The 20,431-nt window shown below is 70.0% G+C and carries 18 protein-coding genes; 5 read left to right on the top strand and 13 right to left on the bottom strand.

The window, feature by feature from the left end:
* Nucleotides 1–2 precede the first annotated feature (2 nt).
* From KBO27_RS16045 to KBO27_RS15995, 11 genes are all read right to left on the bottom strand, one after another.
* Nucleotides 3–1,082 carry an NAD(P)-dependent alcohol dehydrogenase gene (locus KBO27_RS16045; RefSeq protein ID WP_210970794.1) on the bottom strand — a complete coding sequence of 360 codons (1,080 nt, stop codon included), beginning with the start codon at nucleotides 1,080–1,082 and terminating at the stop codon, nucleotides 3–5.
* A gap of 14 nt (nucleotides 1,083–1,096) precedes the next feature.
* Nucleotides 1,097–2,377: an MFS transporter gene (locus KBO27_RS16040; protein ID WP_210970793.1), complete on the bottom strand. Its 1,281-nt coding sequence runs from the start codon at nucleotides 2,375–2,377 to the stop codon at nucleotides 1,097–1,099.
* Between the two features lie 230 nt (nucleotides 2,378–2,607).
* Complete coding sequence (locus KBO27_RS16035; protein WP_210970792.1) at nucleotides 2,608–3,234, bottom strand: hydrolase; 627 nt, start codon at nucleotides 3,232–3,234, stop codon at nucleotides 2,608–2,610.
* Between the two features lie 48 nt (nucleotides 3,235–3,282).
* The gene (locus tag KBO27_RS16030; protein WP_210970791.1) at nucleotides 3,283–3,993 is read right to left on the bottom strand and encodes a GntR family transcriptional regulator; all 711 of its coding nucleotides are present in this window, start codon (nucleotides 3,991–3,993) and stop codon (nucleotides 3,283–3,285) included.
* A gap of 58 nt (nucleotides 3,994–4,051) precedes the next feature.
* Complete coding sequence (locus tag KBO27_RS16025) at nucleotides 4,052–4,954, bottom strand: MBL fold metallo-hydrolase (protein WP_210970790.1); 903 nt, start codon at nucleotides 4,952–4,954, stop codon at nucleotides 4,052–4,054.
* A 42-nt stretch (nucleotides 4,955–4,996) separates the two neighbouring features.
* Nucleotides 4,997–5,953, bottom strand: coding sequence for a quinone oxidoreductase family protein (locus KBO27_RS16020; protein ID WP_210970789.1), 957 nt, complete (start codon nucleotides 5,951–5,953; stop codon nucleotides 4,997–4,999).
* Between the two features lie 128 nt (nucleotides 5,954–6,081).
* A complete protein-coding gene (locus KBO27_RS16015; protein ID WP_210970788.1) occupies nucleotides 6,082–6,747 on the bottom strand; it encodes a hydrolase in 666 nt (221 codons plus the stop codon).
* 142 nt (nucleotides 6,748–6,889) lie between these two features.
* Nucleotides 6,890–7,327, bottom strand: coding sequence for a nuclear transport factor 2 family protein (locus KBO27_RS16010; RefSeq protein ID WP_210970787.1), 438 nt, complete (start codon nucleotides 7,325–7,327; stop codon nucleotides 6,890–6,892).
* 149 nt (nucleotides 7,328–7,476) lie between these two features.
* A complete protein-coding gene (locus tag KBO27_RS16005) occupies nucleotides 7,477–9,285 on the bottom strand; it encodes an FAD-dependent monooxygenase (RefSeq protein WP_210970786.1) in 1,809 nt (602 codons plus the stop codon).
* A gap of 66 nt (nucleotides 9,286–9,351) precedes the next feature.
* Nucleotides 9,352–10,272, bottom strand: a complete 921-nt coding sequence (locus tag KBO27_RS16000; RefSeq protein ID WP_210970785.1) for a VOC family protein — start codon at nucleotides 10,270–10,272, stop codon at nucleotides 9,352–9,354.
* A gap of 20 nt (nucleotides 10,273–10,292) precedes the next feature.
* Complete coding sequence (locus KBO27_RS15995; RefSeq protein ID WP_210970784.1) at nucleotides 10,293–11,159, bottom strand: fumarylacetoacetate hydrolase family protein; 867 nt, start codon at nucleotides 11,157–11,159, stop codon at nucleotides 10,293–10,295.
* Between the two features lie 235 nt (nucleotides 11,160–11,394).
* On the opposite strand from KBO27_RS15995, the gene KBO27_RS15990 reads away from it, so the two are divergent.
* Nucleotides 11,395–11,853, top strand: coding sequence for a MarR family winged helix-turn-helix transcriptional regulator (locus KBO27_RS15990; RefSeq protein ID WP_210970783.1), 459 nt, complete (start codon nucleotides 11,395–11,397; stop codon nucleotides 11,851–11,853).
* A gap of 173 nt (nucleotides 11,854–12,026) precedes the next feature.
* Entirely contained in the window at nucleotides 12,027–12,794 is a 768-nt protein-coding gene (locus tag KBO27_RS15985; RefSeq protein ID WP_210970782.1) for an SDR family NAD(P)-dependent oxidoreductase, read from the top strand.
* Nucleotides 12,795–12,800: 6 nt separating this feature from the next.
* On the opposite strand, the gene KBO27_RS15980 is transcribed toward KBO27_RS15985, so the two are convergent.
* Together KBO27_RS15980 and KBO27_RS15975 are read right to left on the bottom strand one after the other, a co-directional pair.
* A complete protein-coding gene (locus KBO27_RS15980) occupies nucleotides 12,801–14,315 on the bottom strand; it encodes a hypothetical protein (RefSeq protein WP_210970781.1) in 1,515 nt (504 codons plus the stop codon).
* A gap of 136 nt (nucleotides 14,316–14,451) precedes the next feature.
* Entirely contained in the window at nucleotides 14,452–15,708 is a 1,257-nt protein-coding gene (locus KBO27_RS15975; RefSeq protein WP_210970780.1) for a COG1470 family protein, read from the bottom strand.
* A 264-nt stretch (nucleotides 15,709–15,972) separates the two neighbouring features.
* Here KBO27_RS15975 and KBO27_RS15970 point away from each other — a divergent pair, with 264 nt between their 5' ends.
* From KBO27_RS15970 to KBO27_RS15960, 3 genes are all read left to right on the top strand, one after another.
* Nucleotides 15,973–16,596 (top strand): helix-turn-helix transcriptional regulator, encoded by a 624-nt coding sequence (locus tag KBO27_RS15970; RefSeq protein WP_210970779.1) that lies wholly within the window; start codon nucleotides 15,973–15,975, stop codon nucleotides 16,594–16,596.
* 117 nt (nucleotides 16,597–16,713) lie between these two features.
* A complete protein-coding gene (locus tag KBO27_RS15965; protein ID WP_307870436.1) occupies nucleotides 16,714–19,749 on the top strand; it encodes a hypothetical protein in 3,036 nt (1,011 codons plus the stop codon).
* Nucleotides 19,746–20,420 (top strand): Pvc16 family protein, encoded by a 675-nt coding sequence (locus KBO27_RS15960; RefSeq protein WP_210970778.1) that lies wholly within the window; start codon nucleotides 19,746–19,748, stop codon nucleotides 20,418–20,420. The genes KBO27_RS15965 and KBO27_RS15960 overlap by 4 nt, the downstream gene beginning before the upstream one ends.
* The last annotated feature ends 11 nt before the right edge of the window (nucleotides 20,421–20,431 follow it).

The raw sequence follows: 20,431 nt of genomic DNA, 5'->3' as shown, positions 1-20,431 counted from the left end.
CGTCAGGCTCCCGCCACTCTGATCTGGATCTTGGTGTCGCCCGGTCGCGCCTCGGCGCCGCGCTCGAAGGCGGCGACGGCCTCCTCCACCGGGTAGGTGGCGCTGATCAGATCGCCCAGGTCCACCGACGGCGAAGCCGCCAGCTCGATGGCTCGCGGGTAGGCGTTGGCGTAGCGGAACACCGTCTCGATGCGCAGTTCCCGGGCTTGCGCGGCCGCGACGTCCAGCGGCACCGGGTCCACCGGGATGCCCACCAGCACGACCGTCCCGCCCGGCGCGGGGGTCTCCCACAGCGAGGCGAAGGCACGCGGGTTACCACTGGCCTCGAACACCACGTCCGCGCCCCAGCCGTCGGTGGCCTCGCGCACCACCTCGGCCAGGTCCTGCCGGGTGGCGTCGACGGGGTGGATCGTCGGGTACGCCTCGATCTTGGCGAACTTCTCCGGCGCGACGTCGGAGATGTACACGCGGGACGCACCACTGGCCGCGGCGGCGATGGCGGTGAGCACCCCGATCGTCCCCGCACCCGCGACGGCGACCACGTCACCGGGCGAGATCCCGGCCTTGGTCACCGCGTGGACGGCCACCGCGAAGGGCTCGATGAGCGCGCCCTCCTCCAGGGACAGCCGGTCGGGCAGCTTGTAGGTGAAGTCGGCCGGGTGCACGACCTCCGGCTGCAGGCAGCCGTGCACCGGCGGGGTGGCCCAGAACCGCACGTCGGGGTCGACGTTGTACATGCCCAGGCGCGAGGCGCGGGAACGCGGGTTCGGGATGCCCGGCTCCATGCACACCCGGTCGCCGACGGCCAGGTGGGTCACGCCCTCGCCGACCTCCAGGACGGTGCCGGAGGCTTCGTGGCCGAGCACCATCGGTGCCTCGACGACGTACGGCCCGATCCGCCCGTGGGTGTAGTAGTGGACGTCGCTGCCGCAGATGCCGACGGTGTGCACGCCGACGCGCACTTCACCGGGGCCGACCTGGCCCAGGCCGGGGACCGGGCGGATCTGGATCTCGTGCGGGCGTTCGAGGACGACGGCGTCCATCGTCTTCTCCTGCGGGGTGGGGACGGTCGTGGGGTTCATCGTCGCAGGTCCTCTCAGGCGGCGTTGGCCAGGCGCTCGCGGCGCGGGAGCATCCGGCCGGTCTCGGTGGTGATGCCCGGCTGGGGTGGGTGGATGAAGAAGGTGGTGAGGGTGCCCAGCACCATCAGGCCCGCGAAGGCCCAGCACACGCCGATCGGGCCGATCACCGGCAGCAGCGCGGTGGCGATGCCCGGGCCCGCGAACGTGGTGAGCCCGGAGGCGAGGTTGTGGGCGGAGATCGCCGCTCCGCGGTGCTCCGGCGCGAGCGCCGGGAAGATCGCGCCCATGGGCACGAAGGCGGTGACCGACAGCGCGAAGAGCACGGCGGGGACGATCATCAGCGCGAAGCTCGCCCCGAACCACACCGGGAAGTAGGCGAAGGCCAGGGTCGCGATCGCCATGCCGCCGAAGCCGTACCAGCGCATCTGGCGCATCCAGCCGAAGCGGTCCCCGAGCCGGCCCCACATGATGTTGGAGACGATGGTGATGGCGTTGGTGATCGCCCACAGGGTCATCCACTCGGGCAGCGAGAACCACGCCTGCCCGCCGACCTCGTCGGTGGTCAGGTAGAGCGGCATCATCATCGGGAAGGCGTAGAGCGTCAGGTTGCACAGCACCCGGATGACCACCGACAGCGCGATCTGCCGGTTCTCGACCAGGATCGTCACCCCGCGCAGCAGCTCCCGGGTCCGGCCCTCGCGGGCGAGCTCCCGCGAGCGGTCCGCCTCCGGCGGGGCACCGGGAACGAGGAAGGCGCACATGGCCGTTCCAGCCGCGACGAAGATCAGCGAGGCCCACAGCGTGGCGTACTCGCCGATCACGGGGACCAGCAGGCTCGGCACGTAGGCGCCCATGACGCCGATGCCCAGCGAGAACGAGGCCCAGAACCAGCCCATCGCCGAGGCCAGGCGGCTGGGGTGGACCGACTGCGCGATGAGCACGACGAACGAGTACATGAACAGCGGGTAGGCCACCCCGCGCAGGCTGTAGATCAGGATCGTGCCGATCACGCTCTGCAGTCCCACCGTCAGGAACAGGGCGTGCAGGACCATCCACAGGACGCCGCCGAGCACCATCAGGCGCCGAGCCCCGACGACCTCGGCCAGCACGCCGGTGGTCCACGCCGAGAAGGCGACCACCAGCCCGTAGACGGTGAAGACGAGCCCTGCTTGAGTGGCCGAGAAACCGCTCTCGACGAGGAAGCGGGACAAGAACGTGAGCTCGAAACCATCACCGGTCATGAACACGGCGAGGGCGAGGTAGCCGAACAGCAGGCGCCGCGGCATGCCGAACATGCGGGAGTCACTCCTTTGTGGACACCGATTGGGCAGCACCCGACGAGGGGGGAACACTCGTCAGAGGTGCCTGATGTCCACAAGCTATGTCGGCACGGCGAACCGAACTAGACGGATAAAGCGCGGGGTGCTGATACTTTCGTGCGCCGCGCACCGCATCCGACCCCGCCCCGGCGCACATCGCGAGGATGCGGCGGGTCGGTTTCCGCTTCGGCGCGGGCGGCCGGTCCTCAGCGGGTCGTGCCGAGCTCGTCGAGCTTCGGGAAGTACCAGCGCAGGACGCCTCGGAGCTTGTCGGCGTCCGGCCTGCCCCAGTCGCGCTGCAGTTCGGCGACCAGGGAGATGGCGGTGACCGGCTGGGCGCCCGCGTTGGTCATCCGGACCATGGCCTGCTCGTGAGCGCTGCGGCTGATGCCGCCGATCGCGTCCTCGACCGGGTAGACCTCGTAGCCCTCGCGGAGCAGGTCCAGCGTCGGGAACGCCACGCACACCTCGGTCCACAGGCCGGTCATGATGATCTTCTTCCGGCCGGTCGCCTCCACCGCGGCGCGGAAGTCCGCGTCCTCCCAGGAGTTCAGCGTGGTCCGGTCGATCTCCTTCGTGGCGGGCAACGCGTCGCGCAGCTCCGCGATGGTGCCGGTGTTGACGCCGAGCTCGACGCCGACGGTGCTCAGGACCACCGGCACGTCGTACTCCCGGGCCGCCCGGGCCACGGCGGTGATGTTGAGCATCATCTCGTCGTGCCCGATCGAGCGGACGGTGCCGACCTGCTCGGGCTGGTAGTCGATGAGCACCAGCACGGCGTTGTCCGGCGTGAGCAGGTGGTCGTCAGCCCTCTTGGGCGTCTCGCCTGCCATGTCGATCACTCCCTGAAGTCGCTTCAGCGCTCGCGCTTCACCGGTCGGTCATGCCTCCCCCACGATGCGCCGAGCCGCACCATTGGGCTCGTCGGGAGCGCAGCTGATGAGCAGCTGGGCGGTGTGGGCGATGTGGTCGCGGAGCAGCTCCTGCGCACGGTCGGCGTCGCGGGCGACGGCCGCTTCCAGGATCTCCCGGTGCTCGGTGTCGAGATCGCGGTCGGGTTCGCCGCCGAACGACACCGACCACTGCAGGTAGAGCTCGGCCTCCTGGCGCAGCGACCGGGCCGTGTTCAGCAGCCGCTGGTTGCCGCAACCCGCCAGCAAGGCCGTGTGGAACGCGGCGTGGGCCGCCGACCACTCGTCGCTGGGGTGGTCGGGATCGTCGGGGCCGTGGAACGGAGTTCGCGCCAGCCTGTGGTGCGCGGCCACCGCCTGCGATTCCCACTGCATGTCACCTTCGAACACCGAGAGCCGCAGCACCAGAGACTCGACCTCGACCCGCGCTCGGGTCAGGTCCGCGAGGTCCTCGTGCGACAACGGGGTGACGATGTAGCCCTGGTGCGCCCGCGTCGTCACCAGTCCGTCGGCGGCCAGCTTGGTCAGCGCCTCGCGGCACGCACCGACGCTGGCCCCGCACCGCTCCGACAGCTCCGGGAACTTCAACCGCTCCCCCGGCGTGAACCGCCCGCCCAGGATGTCGGCGCGAAGCCGCTGGTAGACGCCCTCGGTTCGCGTCGATCCACCGCTCTTGACCACACCCGGAAGCTACCATATTACGAGTATTCGAGACACTTTCGAATCTGGCGGAGCGGCCTCAGTCGGTCCACCTCACGTAGAGGACCATGGCGAGGCTGTGGCTCTCGGTCCACAGCTCGACGCCCTTCATCGGACCGTCGAGCCAGCGCGACTTGAGCTCCTCGGTGGCGCGCTGCGTGGTGACATCGATGATCTTCTTGATGCCGGCCTGCTCGTTGTCCCGGTCTTCGGCGAGCAGCTCCTCGAAGTTGAGCTCACCGTGGATGCGCTTGACCGTCTCGTACACGTCGAAGGTGTACTCCTTGGTGATCTCGACGTCGTGGCGCCGCGCCACGTCGGCGGTGTGGCCGGAGATGAACGCCTCGAAGTCGTAGGCCAGCAGGCGGTCGAAGGCGCCCAGGTAGCGGTACATGTTCTCGGTGATGTCGAACGCGTGCAGCGGCACCCAGCCCGGACCGATCAGGTCGATGGCGACCATGACCTTCTCCTCCGGCAGGTACACCACCACGTCGCCTTCGGCGGAGTGGAAGCCCTCGCGGATCAGCTGAATCTTCCGGAAGCCCTTCTGGATCGTCTGATCGGTGTCGAAGGTCGACGTGGGCACCGGTCGACGCGGGTCCTGCTTGGACTCCACGAACTCCGCCGTGCTCTTCTCGGCGATGATCTCCAGATCATCGGAGCCGACCAGGTGGGCGCCTCCGATGTGGTCCGAGTGCCCGTGGGAGTAGATCAACGTGGTGATCGGCTCGTCGGTGACATCCGCGACCGCGGGCTCGATGAAGCGCACGAGCGGCTCGGGCGCGTCGACCAGCACGACGCCTTCGCCGGTGGTGAAGAACAGGGATTGGTAGTTGCCGTTGGTCAGCACGAACACGCCGGGAGCCACCTCACGCGTCAGGAAGCCTGCGGTGAGATCGGTGATGTGATCGGGCTGCACGTGGTGTCGCGCGAAGGTCGTCATGACGCGCCTTTTCAGGGTGTTCTGCGGGTGAAGTGGTTCGGTTCAATCCGTTCCGGACGTCGTGGTGAGCACCAGCTTTCGTTTGGCGGCTCCGGCGACGAGGCGGCGGTGGGCTTCCGGAGCTCCGGCCAGCGGAACCCGCTCCACCTCGACCTCGACCTCGCCCCGGGCGGCACGGGCGGCGAGCTCCTCGAACCCGGCGGCGCGGTCCTCGGGGCTGAACAGGAAGTTCGAGTGCGGCAGGAACCGCACTCCCCTGTTCCGGAACGAAGGGGCGTTCAGCGTCGCGTCCGGACCACCGGAGTTGCCGACCTGGACGACCCGGGCGTTCTGCCGGGCCACTGCGAGGGACGGCCCGACGACAGGCCCCCACACGAGGTCGAGGATCAGGTCCACCCCGTCCGGAGCCTCCGCCCGGAGGCGTTCCGCGAGGCCGTCGACGTCGGTCGACGACACCGCCGCGTCGGCGCCCAGCGCCAGCGGCACCCGACGGCTGTCGCCGTCGCGGACGACGCCGATCACGCGGCCCGCGCCGAACGCCCTCGCCAGCTGGACCGCCACGCGCCCGACCTGCCCGTCGGCCCCGAGGATCAGCACGTCCTCCCCGGCGACCAAGCCGCCGGTGGCGGTGAGCGAGAGGTGCGCGGCCAGTCCCGAGACGCCGAGCGCTGCCGCCACCACCGGATCGAGCCCGGCAGGCACAGCGGCCGTCATCTCGGCGCCGGCCAGCGGCACCGACTCCGCGAAGGAGCCGAAAGGCGGCTCCGGGGCGAAGAAGTAGCGGTGACGGCCGTCCCGCAACCGGGCCACGCCTTCGAGGCCGGCCACGAACGGCGGTGCGAGGCGTCTGAAGGGGATCTGCCCGTTCAGGACGGCAACGTCGACGGGGTTCAAGGCGGCCGCGACGACGTCGGCGGCGTCTTCGGGAGCCGGGTCCGCGAACTCCTCGACGACCGGCTCGGACCCCAGTTCCCGGACCACGGCGGCTAGCACTGACATCAGCTCCCCTCGAACTCAACTCTGATCGCGGACGGCCTCGGCGCCTTCAGCGCGAGGTTCCGCGGAGGGTGAGCCGCTGGAGTCACGGCGGGTGGCTCCAGCGGCTCACCGGTTCCACCTGCGGACGTTCACTCCGCCCCGCGGGCGGCCTTGTCCTGGTGGTATTCGATGCCGACGCCGAACACGCCCTGGTACTTCTTGGCGATCGCGATGACGTCGTTGTACTTGTCGGCGTTCGCCCAGTCGCGGTGCAACTCGTACAGGTACTGGGCCGACGCCACCGGGACGCCACCGGCCTGCACCATCCTGTCGACGGAGGCGCGGTGCGCCGTCTCGGACACACCACCGCTCGCGTCCTCGACGAAGTACACCTCGAACCCGGCTTCGATGGCCGACAGGACCGGGAACGCCACGCACACCTCGGTCCACAGGCCGGCGATGACGATCTTCTTCCGGCCCGTGCTCAGCACCCAGTCGACCACCCGCGGGTCCTCCCAGGCGTTGACCGTCGTCCTCTCGACGCGGTTGCGCACGACGTCGTCGTCCAACTCCGCGGTGACCTTCTCGAACACCGGGCCGCTGAAGGACTCCGCGACCGTGGTCAGCAGGGTCGGCACCCCGAACAGCCGGGCCGATGCGGCCAGCTGCGCGGTGTTGTTGGCGACCTCCGCGATGGTCGTGCTCTGCACGGAGAAGGCCATCTGCGACTGGTGGTCGATGAGGATCAGCACCGAGTCATCCGTTGTCAGCAGGCTGCTCGCCGGGCGAGCCAGCTCGTTCGCTTCCTTCGCCATCACCATCTCCCAATCCGGAGTAGTTCCATGTGCATGCATCAAAACCCTAGGCCGCTCCCGGTTATTCCAAGGGGTTTCGTGACCGGCGACACGCAGCGGGAAAGCGGTGGGATGAAGTCCGTTTCAGCGACGTCCGCGGCGCTCAGGAGGAGCGCTTGAGCCACGGGTAGCGGTCCACGTCCTGATCCCCGTAGTCGGGATCGAGGTAGATGTGCAGCCGGTGGATCTTGCCGTTCCTGATCTCGAAGACGTTGCAGAAGCGGCCGCCGAGCCCTTCCGTCGCGCGCCAGGGAGTCCCGTCGGCGAGCTCGCCGTGCGTGACGCCCTCGGCCACCACGCGGTCGCCTTCGGTGATGTAGTTGAAGTACGGGACCTCGTGGACGATCGAGCCGAACAGCTCGAAGACGTCCGCGAACAGCGCCCGGACCTCGTCGATCCCCCGCGCCGGAGCGTGCTTGGGGAAGTAGACGTAAGCGTCCTCGGCGAACAGCGGCAGGAAGTCCTGCCCGGCGTCCATCCTCTTGAAGTAGGCCTCGGCGACCGCAGTGCGATCACCTGACGAGTCACTGTGCTGGGTCATGGTGCACCTCGCAGCGTTGGGGAATTCGAGTGGTCAACTGCTCTTCGCACCGGTCCAGCGGCCTGCGCTGCGGACCGGAACGCGCGTCTGGCCGCACCACCGCTCCCCGGCGGGCCTCACCGACCCGCCGGGGCATCGGAGCTCTGCGGTCAGCGGGTGAGCGCCGTGAGCGCGGCGACGGGTTCGGGACTGCCGGCACCGACTTCCGTTGGCAGGGACAGGAGTTGGCGCACGACGCTCCTGAGGGCGCTGACGGGGTCGGCCACGAGATCGTGGCTGCGCCAGGCGATGTGCCGGTCCGGGCGCACCAGGACGCATCCGCGGTCCCCCGCCTCGCGCAGGCGGGTCCAGTCACCGAAGAGGTCGTCGTACTCGCAACCCTGCCCGATGCTGTGGCCTACCAGCCCGATCGACATCTCCTCCGCAACGGCCTTGGCGGCGTCGATCCACGGCGCACCACCGATTCCGGCGAGGAGCGCGAACCTGCCGCCACCGGCGATGTCCACAGTGGAAACGCTCCGGTTCCCGCGCTGCAACCACGCGTGCGGGATGGGTGAGCCGGGATGAGTGCTGGGCCGGTGGTAGAGCTCGGGGTCCTTTCGGCTCGGCGGGAGAGACGTGCCGTCGTCGACGATCGCGGTCGAGGTGTAGTGCTGGCCGAGCTCGACCCCGTGCGCGTTGAACTGGTAGTTCTGCAGCGCGACCGCCTCGGCGAGCGCCTCGCGGCGCTGCCGTCCGGCCGGCGTGTCCGACTGCAGTTCGTCGAGGCTCCGCCAGCCGTCCTCCGCGCTCTGCCCGGGGGCGAATCCGAACGCCTGGGAGAGGGGACGCATGTCCTGGACGCTCTTCATCGCCCGGTCGACGACCTGGCGACCCACCGGGTACCGCTCGGCGTGGTAGGTGTCCAGCAGCTCCTCCCCCGCCTCGCCGCGCAGCACGGCGGCGATCTTCCAGACGAGGTTGTAGGAGTCCTGCACGGACGTGTTGGTCCCCAGCCCGTTGGCCGGCGGGTGGCGGTGCGCGGCGTCACCGGCGAGGAAGACCCTGCCCTTCCGGTACTCCCTGCTGATCAGGTGGTTGATCTGCCACTGGCTGACCTGCTTGACGCGCACCGCGACGTCCCGGTCGCCGATGATGGCGTGGGCGCGCTCGGTCACGGCCTCCTCGGACAGGTCGGGTTCACCGTCGGCCGGGTCGTACATGTAGAGCATGACCCACTCGGTCCAGGGCTTGACGCAGATGAACGTGCCCGATCCGACCCAGTAGTCGTTGCCCGGCTGGCAGATCCAGTACAGCGTTCCCGGACGATGCCGGGTGTAGCGGCTCAGGTCGGCTTCCAGCCACACGTTGACCGCGCACCCGAGCCCTTCCTCGCCGTCGAACTCGAATCCGAGCTGCTTGGCCGTCGTGCCGCGACCGCCATCGGCCGCGATGGCGTACCGGGCTCTGATCGCGTACTCGGTTCCGGTGCTCCGCCGGCGAACGAGGCCGGTCACGCCGTTCTCGTCCTGGGAGATCTCGATCAGCTCGGTGTCGAACCGGATCGCGGCGTCGCGCTCCCGAGCGGCTTCGAGGATCACCGGTTCCAGGACGTGCTGCGGGATGTTGCACATCGAACAGGGGCTCGCGCGGTCGTAATCGGCTTTGCGGTCGACCCCGCTGCCCCACGTCATCAGGCGCGCGAGCTCGCGCCCGGCGAAGCTGGTCGCCCAGACGTTGTTGCCCATGAGTTCGTTCGGGACGGCGAGTTCCTTGACCCGGTCTTCGATCCCGAGGTCCCGGAAGACCTCCATGGTGCGCTGGTTGGTGATGTGGGCGCGCGGCGAGTGCGCCGTGCCGGCGTGCTTGGTGATGGTGATGGCGTTGGTCCCGTGCTCGGCCAGGAGTGCCGAGGCCGTGAGACCGGCCGGGCCGGCGCCGATGACGAGCACGTCGGCGTCGAATTCCGCGGTGTTCATCGGGGACATGGGACAGACCTCCGGAGGTGCTTCGGCGGAAGCGTGTGGCGGGGTGGCGACGGCTCGTCAGCCGGCTTGGTGAGCACCGGTCATCAGTGCTGCCAGGTCCTCCGGGTGGAGGAAGGACGGCGGAGGCGGAGGCCCCCAGTTGAACAGTCCCCTGGCGCCTTCCAGCGTCTCCGGGGTCCACAACTGATCGTCGACGATGCAGTCCATGTCCGAGTAGTACTCGGAGAAGTTGCCGGCCGGGTCCTTGAGGTACCAGAAGAAGTTCGAGCCGGCGTGGTGGCGGCCCAGACCCCACACGTGCCGATCCGGGTCGTCCTCCAGCATCGCCTGCGCCCCGCGGCCGACCTCGTCCACGTCGTCGACCTGCCAGGACGTGTGGTGCAGGAAGTTCACCGGTGCCGCCATCACGAGCACGTTGTGGTGGTCGGTCGAACACCGCAGGAAAGCGCCGTGATCCTTGATGTAGTCGCTGACCTTGAACCCGAGGCCCTCGACGAACAGCCGCATGGTCGCTTCGTGGTCGGTGGTGCCCACGACCACGTGACCGAGCTTGCGCGGTGCGACGCCACCTTCGCGCAGCACGCCCGGCGCGCGTCCGGAGCGTTCGATGCGCCCCGGCCCGTTGTACGGGGTGGGCGGCAGCTCGTCCTGGGCCAGCCGGGCTGCGATGCGCGCGGTGATCTCGAACCCCGCGACGGGTTCGCGCGCGGTGACGGAGCTTTCGCCCCGCAGCACCGCGATTCCGAGCCTCTCGACTCCCCTGGCGATCCGGTCCAGGTCGTCGTGGTCGTCCACCCCGATGCTCAGCTCGAGCAAGCGGCGCGTGGGAGCTTCGACGATCTTCAGCTGCGCTCCGCCGTCACGGGTGTGGAACCAGCCCTCCGCGCCCCGGGTCAGCCCGAAATCGTCGTAGTAGGAACGGGTTTGGGCGACGTTGGGCACGCCGACCGTGAGTGAGTTCAGCCTGTGCAGTGGCATCGTTGCCACGCTCCTCTCGGCTACACCCCGGCCTTCGCCGGGTTGGGGACCATCCGCTGCCGCATCTCACCGATTCCGGTGATGTAGCTGACCAGCTCGTCGCCTGCGGACAGGAATCGCTGCGGGCTCCGCCCGAGGCCCACGCCCGAGGGCGTGCCGGTGAAGATCACGTCGCCGGGCAGCAGCGGTGTCACCGCCGACAAGCGCGCGATCAGGGCGGGAACGGGGAAGACCATGGCGGAGGTGCGGCCCTTCTGCACCTGCTCACCGTTGATCGAGCACCCCAGTTCGAGGTCGTCCTTGTCGGGGAACTCGTCGGGGGTCACCAGCACCGGACCGATGGGCCCGAACCCGCGGTGCGACTTGCCCAGGCTGAACTGCGGAGCGGGACCGGACAGCTGCAGGCGTCGCTCGGAGAGGTCCTGACCGATGGTCAGGCCCGCGACGTGCGACCACGCTTGGTCCTCGGCGACGTTCTCCGCGTACCGGCCGATGACGGCGACGAGCTCCACCTCCCAGTCGACGTCTCCCTCGGGCAGGACGACGTCGCCGTTCGGGCCGGTCAGCGACGAGGCGAACTTGGTGAACACCGTGGGGCTGTCGGGCACGTCGAGCTTCGACTCGGCGGCGTGCTCGACGTAGTTCAGGCCGATCGCGAACACCTGGCGCGGCTGCGGCGCGGGGTTCCCGAGCCGTGCCGGCTCCACCGACTCACCCGGCAGCGCCGCGAGGTCGAGCGAACCGGCCCACTCGACCAGCTCGTCCCAGCGCTGGAAGGCCTCAGCCACGTCAGGGCCGAATCGACCGGCGCTGGCCGTGTGCACGTCCACCAGGGTGTCAGCGCCCGTGACCAGGTTCAATCGTCCATCCACGTTAGCCAGCCGCATGGCCGACCTCCTCGTTCTCGTTGCACGTGCATCGTTCTCCTCAACTGTGTACCCGGCCACATTCGAACCGTCAACAGACTTTCGAAAGTTGGTCTTCGAGCGACCCCGAGAGACCACGGCGCCGCAGGAGGCCCAGGTCAAGGCGGCGGGAGCGACCCGGCGACGACTGCTGTCGCCCGCACGTCGCAGGCCACAGCGTCTGGATGCATGCAGTTGCATCGAGTACCCTGGGGCGATGAGCGAGGCGCCCGAGCAGGAAGCATCCACGCGCTACAAGGTGGCCGTGTGGCGCTCGTTGATGGAGGTCCACCAGTCGGTGCTCCAGGAGATCGAGCAGGACCTCGCGAGCGCGCACGCCCTGTCGAGCACCGAGTTCGACACGCTGATCAACATCCCCGCACAGGGCATCCGGTTCAACGACCTCAGGGATCAGGTCATCCTGAGCCAGAGCGCCCTGAGCCGCCTCGTCACGCGCCTGGAGCAGCGCGGCCTGGTCCAGCGCTCCAGCTCGGTGAACGACCTGCGCGGCGTGGAGGTCGAGCTGACCGCGGAGGGCAAGAACCTCCGCCGCAAGGCCGCGCGCACCAACGCGGCAGCGGCCAAGCGCGCGTTCGCCGACCACCTGACCAAGGGCGAGCTCGACACGCTGTACGACATCTTCTCCCGCCTGGAGAAGGCGGCGAAGGACTCCTGACGCCTGGTCGGCCCGCACCACGGCGCTTCTGATCGTCAGCGGTTCCAGCAGCTCCTGGCCACGAGCGCCGGAATAAACTACCGTTCCTCGCGGTTTGCTTGCATGCGCATCGAACGTTCTGGCATCGGGACGACCGCGCGGACTCGCGCGGGAGGAGCTGAGGAGGTGGCGAGGTGACGCAGGGACGGTTCGACTTCACCGGCCGGGCGGTTCTGATCACGGGAGGATCCACCGGGATCGGCCGCGCGACGGCTCTCGCCTTCGGGAAGGCGGGCGCCTCGGTCGCGATCGGCAGCCGGGACGAGGAGGCGGGCCAGGAGCTCGCGCGGGAGATCGAGCAGGCCGGCGGCAGCGCGTTCCACCTGCGCACGGACGTGTCGAAGGACGAGGAGGTCGCACACCTCGTCGAGGAGACCGTGTCCCGGTTCGGCAGGCTCGACGCCGCTGTCAACAACGCCGGGACCTTGCCGCCCACCGGCGCGCTCGCCGACCAGACCGACGAGGACTGGGAGCGCACGATCGCCGTGGACCTCTCCGGCGTCTTCTACTCGATGCGGCACGAGATCCGCGCCATGCTCGCCGGCGGTGGCGGTTCGATCATCAACACCTCGTCGGTGGCCGGTCTCATCGCGGACCCGGGCATGTCGCCCTACGTGGCCGCCAAGCACGGCGTCGTCGGGCTCACCAAGGCCGCGGCGCTCGACTACGCGACGCAGGGCATCCGCGTCAACGCCATCGCCCCGGGACTCGTGCGCACCGGGATGATCGAGGGCTGGATGAACGACCCGGAGATGCGCGCCACGGTGATGGGCTACTCGCCGCAGCAGCGCGTCTCCGAACCCGAGGAGATCGCCGGTCTGGTGCTCTTCCTCGCCTCCGACCTGTCGCCGTTCATCAACGGAGCGGTCTACCCGATCGACGGAGGCCAAACCGCGCACTGACCCGGGCTAGGGCAACTCCGGTTCGGGTGGGAACCTGCCTTCGCCGCGGGGGCCGACGAGGCGTGCGACCAGCTCTCGTTCCTCGTCCTGGTTTCGCGCCGCGCTCATCAGCGCGTCGTAATCGCGCTCCAGATCACGCACGAACTTCGCCCACGACTGGGGGAACTCGGCGAGGTTGACGTAGCGCTGGTTGTCGCGCAGCTTGCCCGCGCCGATCTTGTCGCGCTTGTGGCCGTGCGCGCTGGACTCCGGGTTGCTGGTGGCTTCCGTCGACTGCCAGTTGTGCACGTACCCGACCGGGCTGTTCTCGTTCTCGGGCGCGAGCGTCTCCAGCCCGACTTGCAGCGCGCCCGCCCTGCCCAGCCGCGGTGGGGTGTAGATCAGCAGAAGGTGGCCGTGCGCGCCGTTGGGCATGATCACATCACCGTTGCAGTCGAGCTTGCCCATGCCGCCCATGGCCACGTCCTTGCCCGTCCGCCGCGCCTTCTTGTCGTTCGAGGCGAACGGCCTCTTGTTGCGGATCGCCGCGAGCGCCCCGCCTCGCTCCTTGAACGCGCCCTCACCACCGAAGGGGTCGTCGCTGATCGACATGTGGTGGGTGGCGTACTTGCGCTCGTAGACCTGGTCGGTGAGGTTGCCCTGCGCATCGGTCATCCCCAGCCATTCCGTCAGTTCGAAGCGCCCGGCACCTCCCCGGGACAGCTCGGGGATGCGGATGTTCACCCTGCCGCCGTGCGCCAGCGCCCGCGCCACGTCGCCGTCGCGGTAGTCGATGTGCTCCTCGCCCGGCCCCGGCCGGATCTTGAGGCCGTTCTGCAGGATCAGGAACACGCGCGTGAGCAGCTGCTGCGCGTTGGCCTGCTTCTTCTGCTCGGCCGTGGCGCCCTCCCCGGACGGCTCCCTCGGGTGCAGCGTGTCCACGAAGGTGGTGCGGATCTGCTCGTCTCGTTCGGCATCCAGCGGGGCGCGTCCCTCCGCAGGCAGTGTGTTCGCGGTCAACGTGCGGCCGAGCGTGTAGGCCGGGCTGTCCTGCTGCCCGTCGCGAACGGCGCCGCGGTACTCCAGCGTGGCGATGAGCAGCCGCCGCCCGGGCGGGAGCCTCAGCCAGTCCTTGTAGTTGCCCTTCTCCGCGTACGCCAGGGCGTCCTCGTAGGTCCCGATTCCGGTGGATTCCAGCCACTTCGCGCCCTGCTGCTGGATCTGCTGCACCTCACCGTCGTCGAAGAGCGGACCTCTCTTCAGCCGCTTCAGCAGGTCGGACTTCACCTTGCGGGCGTTCATCCATTCGCCGAACCGCCCTCTGCCGGTCGGCGCCGCCACCGGCCGCTGCCCGCCCCTGGCCATCCGCTGCACCGCCGCTGTCGCGGCGCGGTTGCCCGCTCGTCGTTGCAGCGAGAGGACGTCGGCCGGGGAGAGCTCGCCCGGCGCTCGCCGCAGGCCAAGAGCCACCGGTGGGCGCGCGCCGGCATCGGTGGACCTGACCTGGCCCCGTTCCGGTTCCTTGCTCCGCGCGTTGCCCATCGAGACTGAGTTTCACACCGGTGGTTCTGGCGCAGAAGGTGCGGAAGGGCAACGACGCGGGCACATCTCCTCTGTTCGAACTTCCCTTCTCGGGCGATGGTTCCAGCGTTCTTGACGTCCTGAGTGGACACTCGGGTCAGCGGGGTTCGGCCGCCAGTGCGCCGCTGACGTTGAGCTGCTGGACGCAGCGCGGAGCCGGTGGGCCGTACGGCGGGGTTCCCGGCCGCGCGCAGCGCACCGTCGCCACGACCTCCGCCTCGCTCGGAACCTTGATCGGGGTCACCCAGTGGTAGTCCTGGTTGCGGAAGGTCTCCAGCGCGATGGTGGTGATGACGCGGTCGTCGAACTCGATGGTGAGCACGCCTTCGTCGCCCTGGTAGTTCGCCAGCACGAGGTCGGTGATGTAGAACTCCTGGCCTTCCGGGACGGTGTAGGACTCGTCCCCGGAGCCTCCGGGCCTCGTGGTCACCTCGATCGTGGCCGAGTGCTGCTGTCCGGTCTCCAAGGGGTTCGGCGGTGGCGGGGGTGGCTGCCCCTCCCCCGGGCCGCCGGGCTTCGGTTCTTCCGCGGGTGGTGGCGGTGCCAGCTTCCCCTCCGCCGCCAGCTGCTCCGCGCGTTCCTGCGCCGCCTCCTGCGCGGCGGACTTCAGCTCCGGGAGCGCCAGGGTGTACCAGAACAGCAGCAACGCGAGCAGCAGCGCCAGCAGCGCGAGCAACCACCTCGGCAGCAGGGGAAGCTGGACCAGTTCGCCGTCCAGCTCCTCCAGCGGAGGTTCCCCGATCGTCGTCTCCACGTCCGGGGAAGCCCTGACCAGGAACGGGTGGGCGGCCGGTGTGCCGAACCAGATGAGTCCGCCCGCACGAGCACGCATCCGGACGTCCGCGCGTTCGCCGGGTTCCAGCGCGACCTGCGCCGTGTCGAGCGAGAACTTCAGCTCCTCCGCCGGGTCGGTCGCTTCCAGCGGAACCGCGAGGGGCGTGTTGCCCTGGTTGTGCACCGAGACCTCGAACCGCCCGCTGCGCCACGCGCGGCGGCGTTGCGGCGTGAGCGCGGCTCGCAACCGGTGGAAGGGCGCGACGACCACGGTCGTCTCCGGCACCGCGACCAGGCCGGGCTGCTCGACCGGAACGACCCGGACGGCGAGCGGAACCTCCCCCGCCCGCACCTCGGACGACAGCGGTGGGCGGAGGACGAGGGTGACGGTTCCCCGCTCACCCGGGTAGACGGGCAGCCGGTCGGGTTGCACCGTCGTCCAGGCGGCGCACTCCCCCACGACTTCGAACTCGTAGGCCTCGACGATGTCGGTGTTGTTGCCCACGGTGAAAGTCGCCGCTACCTCACCACCCGGGCTTACCTCCACTCGCTCGCCGTCGAATTCGGCATATGTCGTCACACGGCCAGAATCTAGGCGCCCCGCTCCCTTCCGAGGCAGGGCGTCGAGGGCAGCGCCGAGGCAACGCGCGTGCCCGCAGCGGCATCGCCCCTGCCCTCGCGTTCTGGTTCTCCAAATTCCTTGCACGAGAGCGTTCTCCGCTCAGATGTGCGCCGAAAGCGGTCATCTCGGGCGCGCGTCGAATTCTTCATGCCCGAATGGCCGTGCCCGAGCGCCCCGATTTCGCGTATCACTTGAAAGAGGGGGTCCTGGGGAGGAGAACCGATGACGAGAGTTGCGGTCGCGATATGCGCGGCCGATCCGATCCTGGAGAGCGGCGTCACGCACCAGCTTCGCCCGCGACCCGAGGTGGAGGTGCTCAGAACCGAAGAGGAGGAGCGGGCCGAGGTCTCGCTGGTCGTGGTCGACCGGTTGGACGAGGAGTCCGAGCAGGTGCTGCGCAGGTTGCAGCGCACGTCGTCGGTCCGCACCGGGCTCATCGTCGGCGAGTTCGGGCAGGACGCTCTGCAGACCGCCATCGAGTGCGGTGTCGCGGCCGTGCTGCGCCGCCGCGACGCGACTCAGGACCGGCTGGTCGGGCTGATCACGGCGCTGGTCCGCGGCGAGGGCGTGCTGCCCGGCGACATGCTCGGCAGGCTGCTCGACCACGTCAGCCGCCTGCAGCGCGGAGTTTCGGACACCGCCGGCGCCACGCTCTCCACCTTGACCTCGCGGGAAGGCGAAGTGCTGCGGCTGATCTCCGACGGCTTCGACACCAAGGAGATCGCCACCAAGATGTCCTACTCCGAACGCACCGTGAAGAACATCCTCCAAGAGGTGACCACGCGCCTGCAACTGCGCAACCGGGCGCACGCCGTCGGCTACGCCATGCGGCAGGGACTGATCTGACTCGGTGCCCGAAAGGGCGGCGGCTCTTCCCGTTCTCGTGCCTGTCGATTCCTGGGCACGCGAGCAGAACCGGACGAGGCTGCGGGAGGTATCGATCGCCTGGGGTGGAGGTCAATCGTGATCGGCAGTGTGCCGGGGGTCCGGCGCGGCTCGACCCGCTTCGGAATCGTCCTGCTCGGCGTCTTCCTCCTGCTGTGCGGGGTGATCAGCCTCCCGACGACCGCTGCGCAGACCGCGCCTCCACCGGCGGCCGCGCAGCCGCCGAGCCGCATCGCCTTCGCCGGTACCGAGCACCGCAGCCTGGGGATCACCGCGACCGGGCTGCCCGGTCAGGGCACGACTCAGGCGTTGTTCGACGAGCCTCAGCAGCACTTCGACCAGGACGTGTCCGCACGCGAGGGGCTGATGGTGTTCACCAGCCTGCGGGACGAGCGGACCCCGCAGGTCTACCTGCGTCAGGCCGACGGCGAGGTGCGGCGGCTCACCCGGGGGCTCGACGCCGCGAACCCGGAGCTCTCGCCCGACCTGCGGTGGGTGGCGTTCGACTCGGCGGAGGCGAACGGGCAGCGAGCCATCTGGCTCGTGCGCACCGACGGCAGCCGGGCCCACCGGCTCTCCGACACCGCGAGCAACGAGACGCATCCGACGTTCTCACCGGACGGGACGCGCCTCGCCTACGCGTGCGACGCGAACGGGCAGTGGCAGATCTACGACCAGCCCATCTCCGGAGGAGCTCTGCGGAGGCTGACCGACGAACCGACCGGCGCCGCGGTCGAACCGTCGTGGAACCCCGTGGACCAGGGCCGGATCGCCTACACCCTCTACGCCTCCGGCACCCCTGACGACAACGCGGAGCGCAGCGTGCGCGTCCTCGACGGCACCGGGGTCGGGACCCCGCTGTTCGCGGACGATCCCGGGTGGCGGACCCGGGAGCCCCGGTGGTTCCCGGACGGCAGGCGGCTGCTGTTCCTCAGCCCTTCCCATCCCGACCCGTCCCCCGGGCAGGACGGGTGGGATCAGGTGTTCCAGGTCGACGCCACGACGGCGCCGGTGTCGCTGCCCGCGACGCGGATGCTCTCCGAGGACCGCCACGTCGATTCCCCCACCTGGTTCACCGGCGGCGGGATCGGGCGCCTCGTGGTCGCCCGCACCACCGCGTCGCTGCGGAACACCGCACGGCTGCAGGACATCCGACCGGACGGGGTCGATCCGCGGGATCTGGGCGTCGACGCGCTCACCGAGGACCCCAACGCGTTCCGGGACTCGCGCCTGGTGTTCACACCGTCGCCGGGATACGACCCCTGGACGGAGCGGCAGGCGTACTCCCCCGACGGCACGCAGATCGCGATCAGCCGGTTCGAGGACGTCGGCGGGCAGCGCGTGCAGCGGATCTGGCTGGTGGGCTCCGATGGTTCCAACCCCCGGCGGCTGCCGATCGCCGACCGGCAGTCCGGCGATTGGGAGTCCGACGTCGCGTGGTCGCCGGACGGCGAGGAGGTCGCGGTGGCGCGGAGATCGCCGGGCGCGATGGACCCGGCGGCCGAGCGCGGCCGGAGCCGGATCGTCGTCGTGGACGTCGACACCGGCCGGGTGACCAAGCGGCTGGCGAACCCGGATCCAAATCTGGACGACACCCAGCCCGCGTGGTCGCCGGACGGCCGGCGCTTCTCGTTCAGCCGCGGCCGGGTCGCCGACGTGCCGGACGACCAGCGCCGCAACCACATCTGGCTGGCCCGCGCCGACGACCTCGGCGGGCAGCAGGACCTGAGCGAGACGATCTGCCAGTGCGAGGTCGTCGACGACAGCCCGGTGTTCGCCCCGGACGGGCGCAGCATCGTGTTCAACCGGGAGAACGACGGCCTCTACCGGATCCACCTCGACGGCAACCGGTGCGAGGTGCTGCTGCCCCGAGGGCAGAGCAGTTGCGTCGACATCCCGGACCGGCCGGAGGGTTCGGGGACCTACCAGCCGAGGGATGCCACCTGGTCGCCGGACGGGAAGCGGCTGGTGCTGTCCCGTCGCTCGAACAGCAACAACAACGTTCCCGAGCACCTGTCGATCCTGGATCCGGCGACGGGCGAGCTGACCTCGCTCAGCGACCGGCTGCCGGGACGCCAGAAGGAACCCAGCTGGCAGGCCGCGGTCGACCTGACGATGACCGCGCCACCGTCGGTGGACCAGGTCCAGGTGGACAAGTCCGCGAGCATCACGGCGAGGGTGCGCAACAACGGTCCGGCGACCTCGCCGAGCACGGTGGTGAACCTCGACGTGCCGACGGGCCTGGAGCTGACCCGGCTGCGCTCCGGCCAGGGCAACTGCGAGGGCGCGCGGTGCGACCTGGGCGTGCTGGAACCGGGGAATTCCGTCGCTCTCACGGCGGAATTCGACGGCACGGCGGCCGGTGATCACCCGGTGGTGTGGACCGCCACCGGTTCGGTGCGGGACAGCCGACCGAGCGACAACAGCTCCCGGACGGTCGTGCCGGTGCGCCCGGAACCGCCGCCGCTGCAGGCCAACCCCGGTGTCGCGGTGACCTCCACGCCCGATCCGTCCTATGTGGGCGGTCGCACCGAGGTGGTGTTCGCGGTCCGCAACGGTGGCCAGGCCCCGGCGAGCGGGTTGGAGCTGGACATCGCGCTGCCTCCGGGTGTTCCGGTGGAGAGCCTGCCGCCGGACTGCGGCGGTGGACGATGCGCGCTGCCCGACCTGCCGCCCGGTGGTGTGGTCGACCGGCGAGTCGTGCTGGCTCCCCGCGCTGCTCTGGTGTCGGAGATCGCGGCGACGGTGCGGACTCGCGGGTCCGACTCCGACCCCGCCGACAACCGCGCCACCCGCCCCTACCGCGTGCTGCAGCCCCGGATCGTCGCGGTGCCCGAGGTGGGAGAGCCCGGGTTCGTGACCTCCGTGCGCGGCATCGACTTCCCGCCGGGGACGCCCGTGCGGCTGGCGTGGTCGCCCGGCATCACCGCCTCCGCCGCGCCGACGCTGCCCGGACCGGACGGGCGGTTCGCGGCGCAGCTGCTGATCCTGCCCAAGGACGAGACCGGGCCGCGCACCATCACCGCGTCCGGAGCCGGGTTCAGCCCGGTCACCGCGCGGTTCCTCGTCGTCCGCCCCGCCATCACGCCGCCCGGGATGGTGGGGCCGCGATGATCCACGAGGTCGACGAGGCTCTGCGGCTGCTGCTGGCGGAGCACGACCTGCCCGGCGCCGGGGTGGAGCTCGGTTTCGAAGCGCCCACGACGGACTGGGCGGCGAAGCGCAACGCCCCCACCATCAGCGTGTTCCTCTACGACATCCGCGAGGAACCGGGACTGCGGCAGGGCGGCCGGTTCGAGCAGCGCGACGACACCGGCGCGGTGACCGGCTGGCGGTCGCCACCGCACTGGTTCCACCTCGCCTACCTGGTGACGGTGTGGACGAACCGGCCGCAGGACGAGCACCGGCTGCTGTCGGAGGTGCTGCGCTGCGTCGTGCACCACGACGCCCTGGCGGAGCGGTGGCTCACCGGCACGCTCGCGGAGCTCGGGCTGACGGTGGCGTTCGAGGCGGGCGGGCCGATGGCCGAAGGCCGCTCGGCCGCCGATGTGTGGTCGGCGCTGGGCGGCCAGCTCAAACCGTCGATCAACCTGCAGGTCACGGCCCCGTTGTCCGGGGATCTGACCCCGGCCGGGCCACCGGTCACCGAGGGCGTGGTGCTGCGCGCTGCGGAGGATGCGGCGCGGCGATTGCGCTACGACGAGTCCGGCGCGGAGGGCGAGGCCTTCGCCCCGGCCCGGCCTCGCCCGGAGCCGAAGCGGCGTCGCCGAGGACCCGTCTCGTGACGGCCGAGGAC

The sequence above is a fragment of the Saccharopolyspora endophytica genome (assembly GCF_018070075.1).
In the GTDB taxonomy this organism is placed as follows: Bacteria; Actinomycetota; Actinomycetes; order Mycobacteriales; family Pseudonocardiaceae; genus Saccharopolyspora; species Saccharopolyspora endophytica.
Note: the sequence above shows the minus strand (reverse complement) of the source record. Positions and strands in the feature narration are given on the sequence as shown.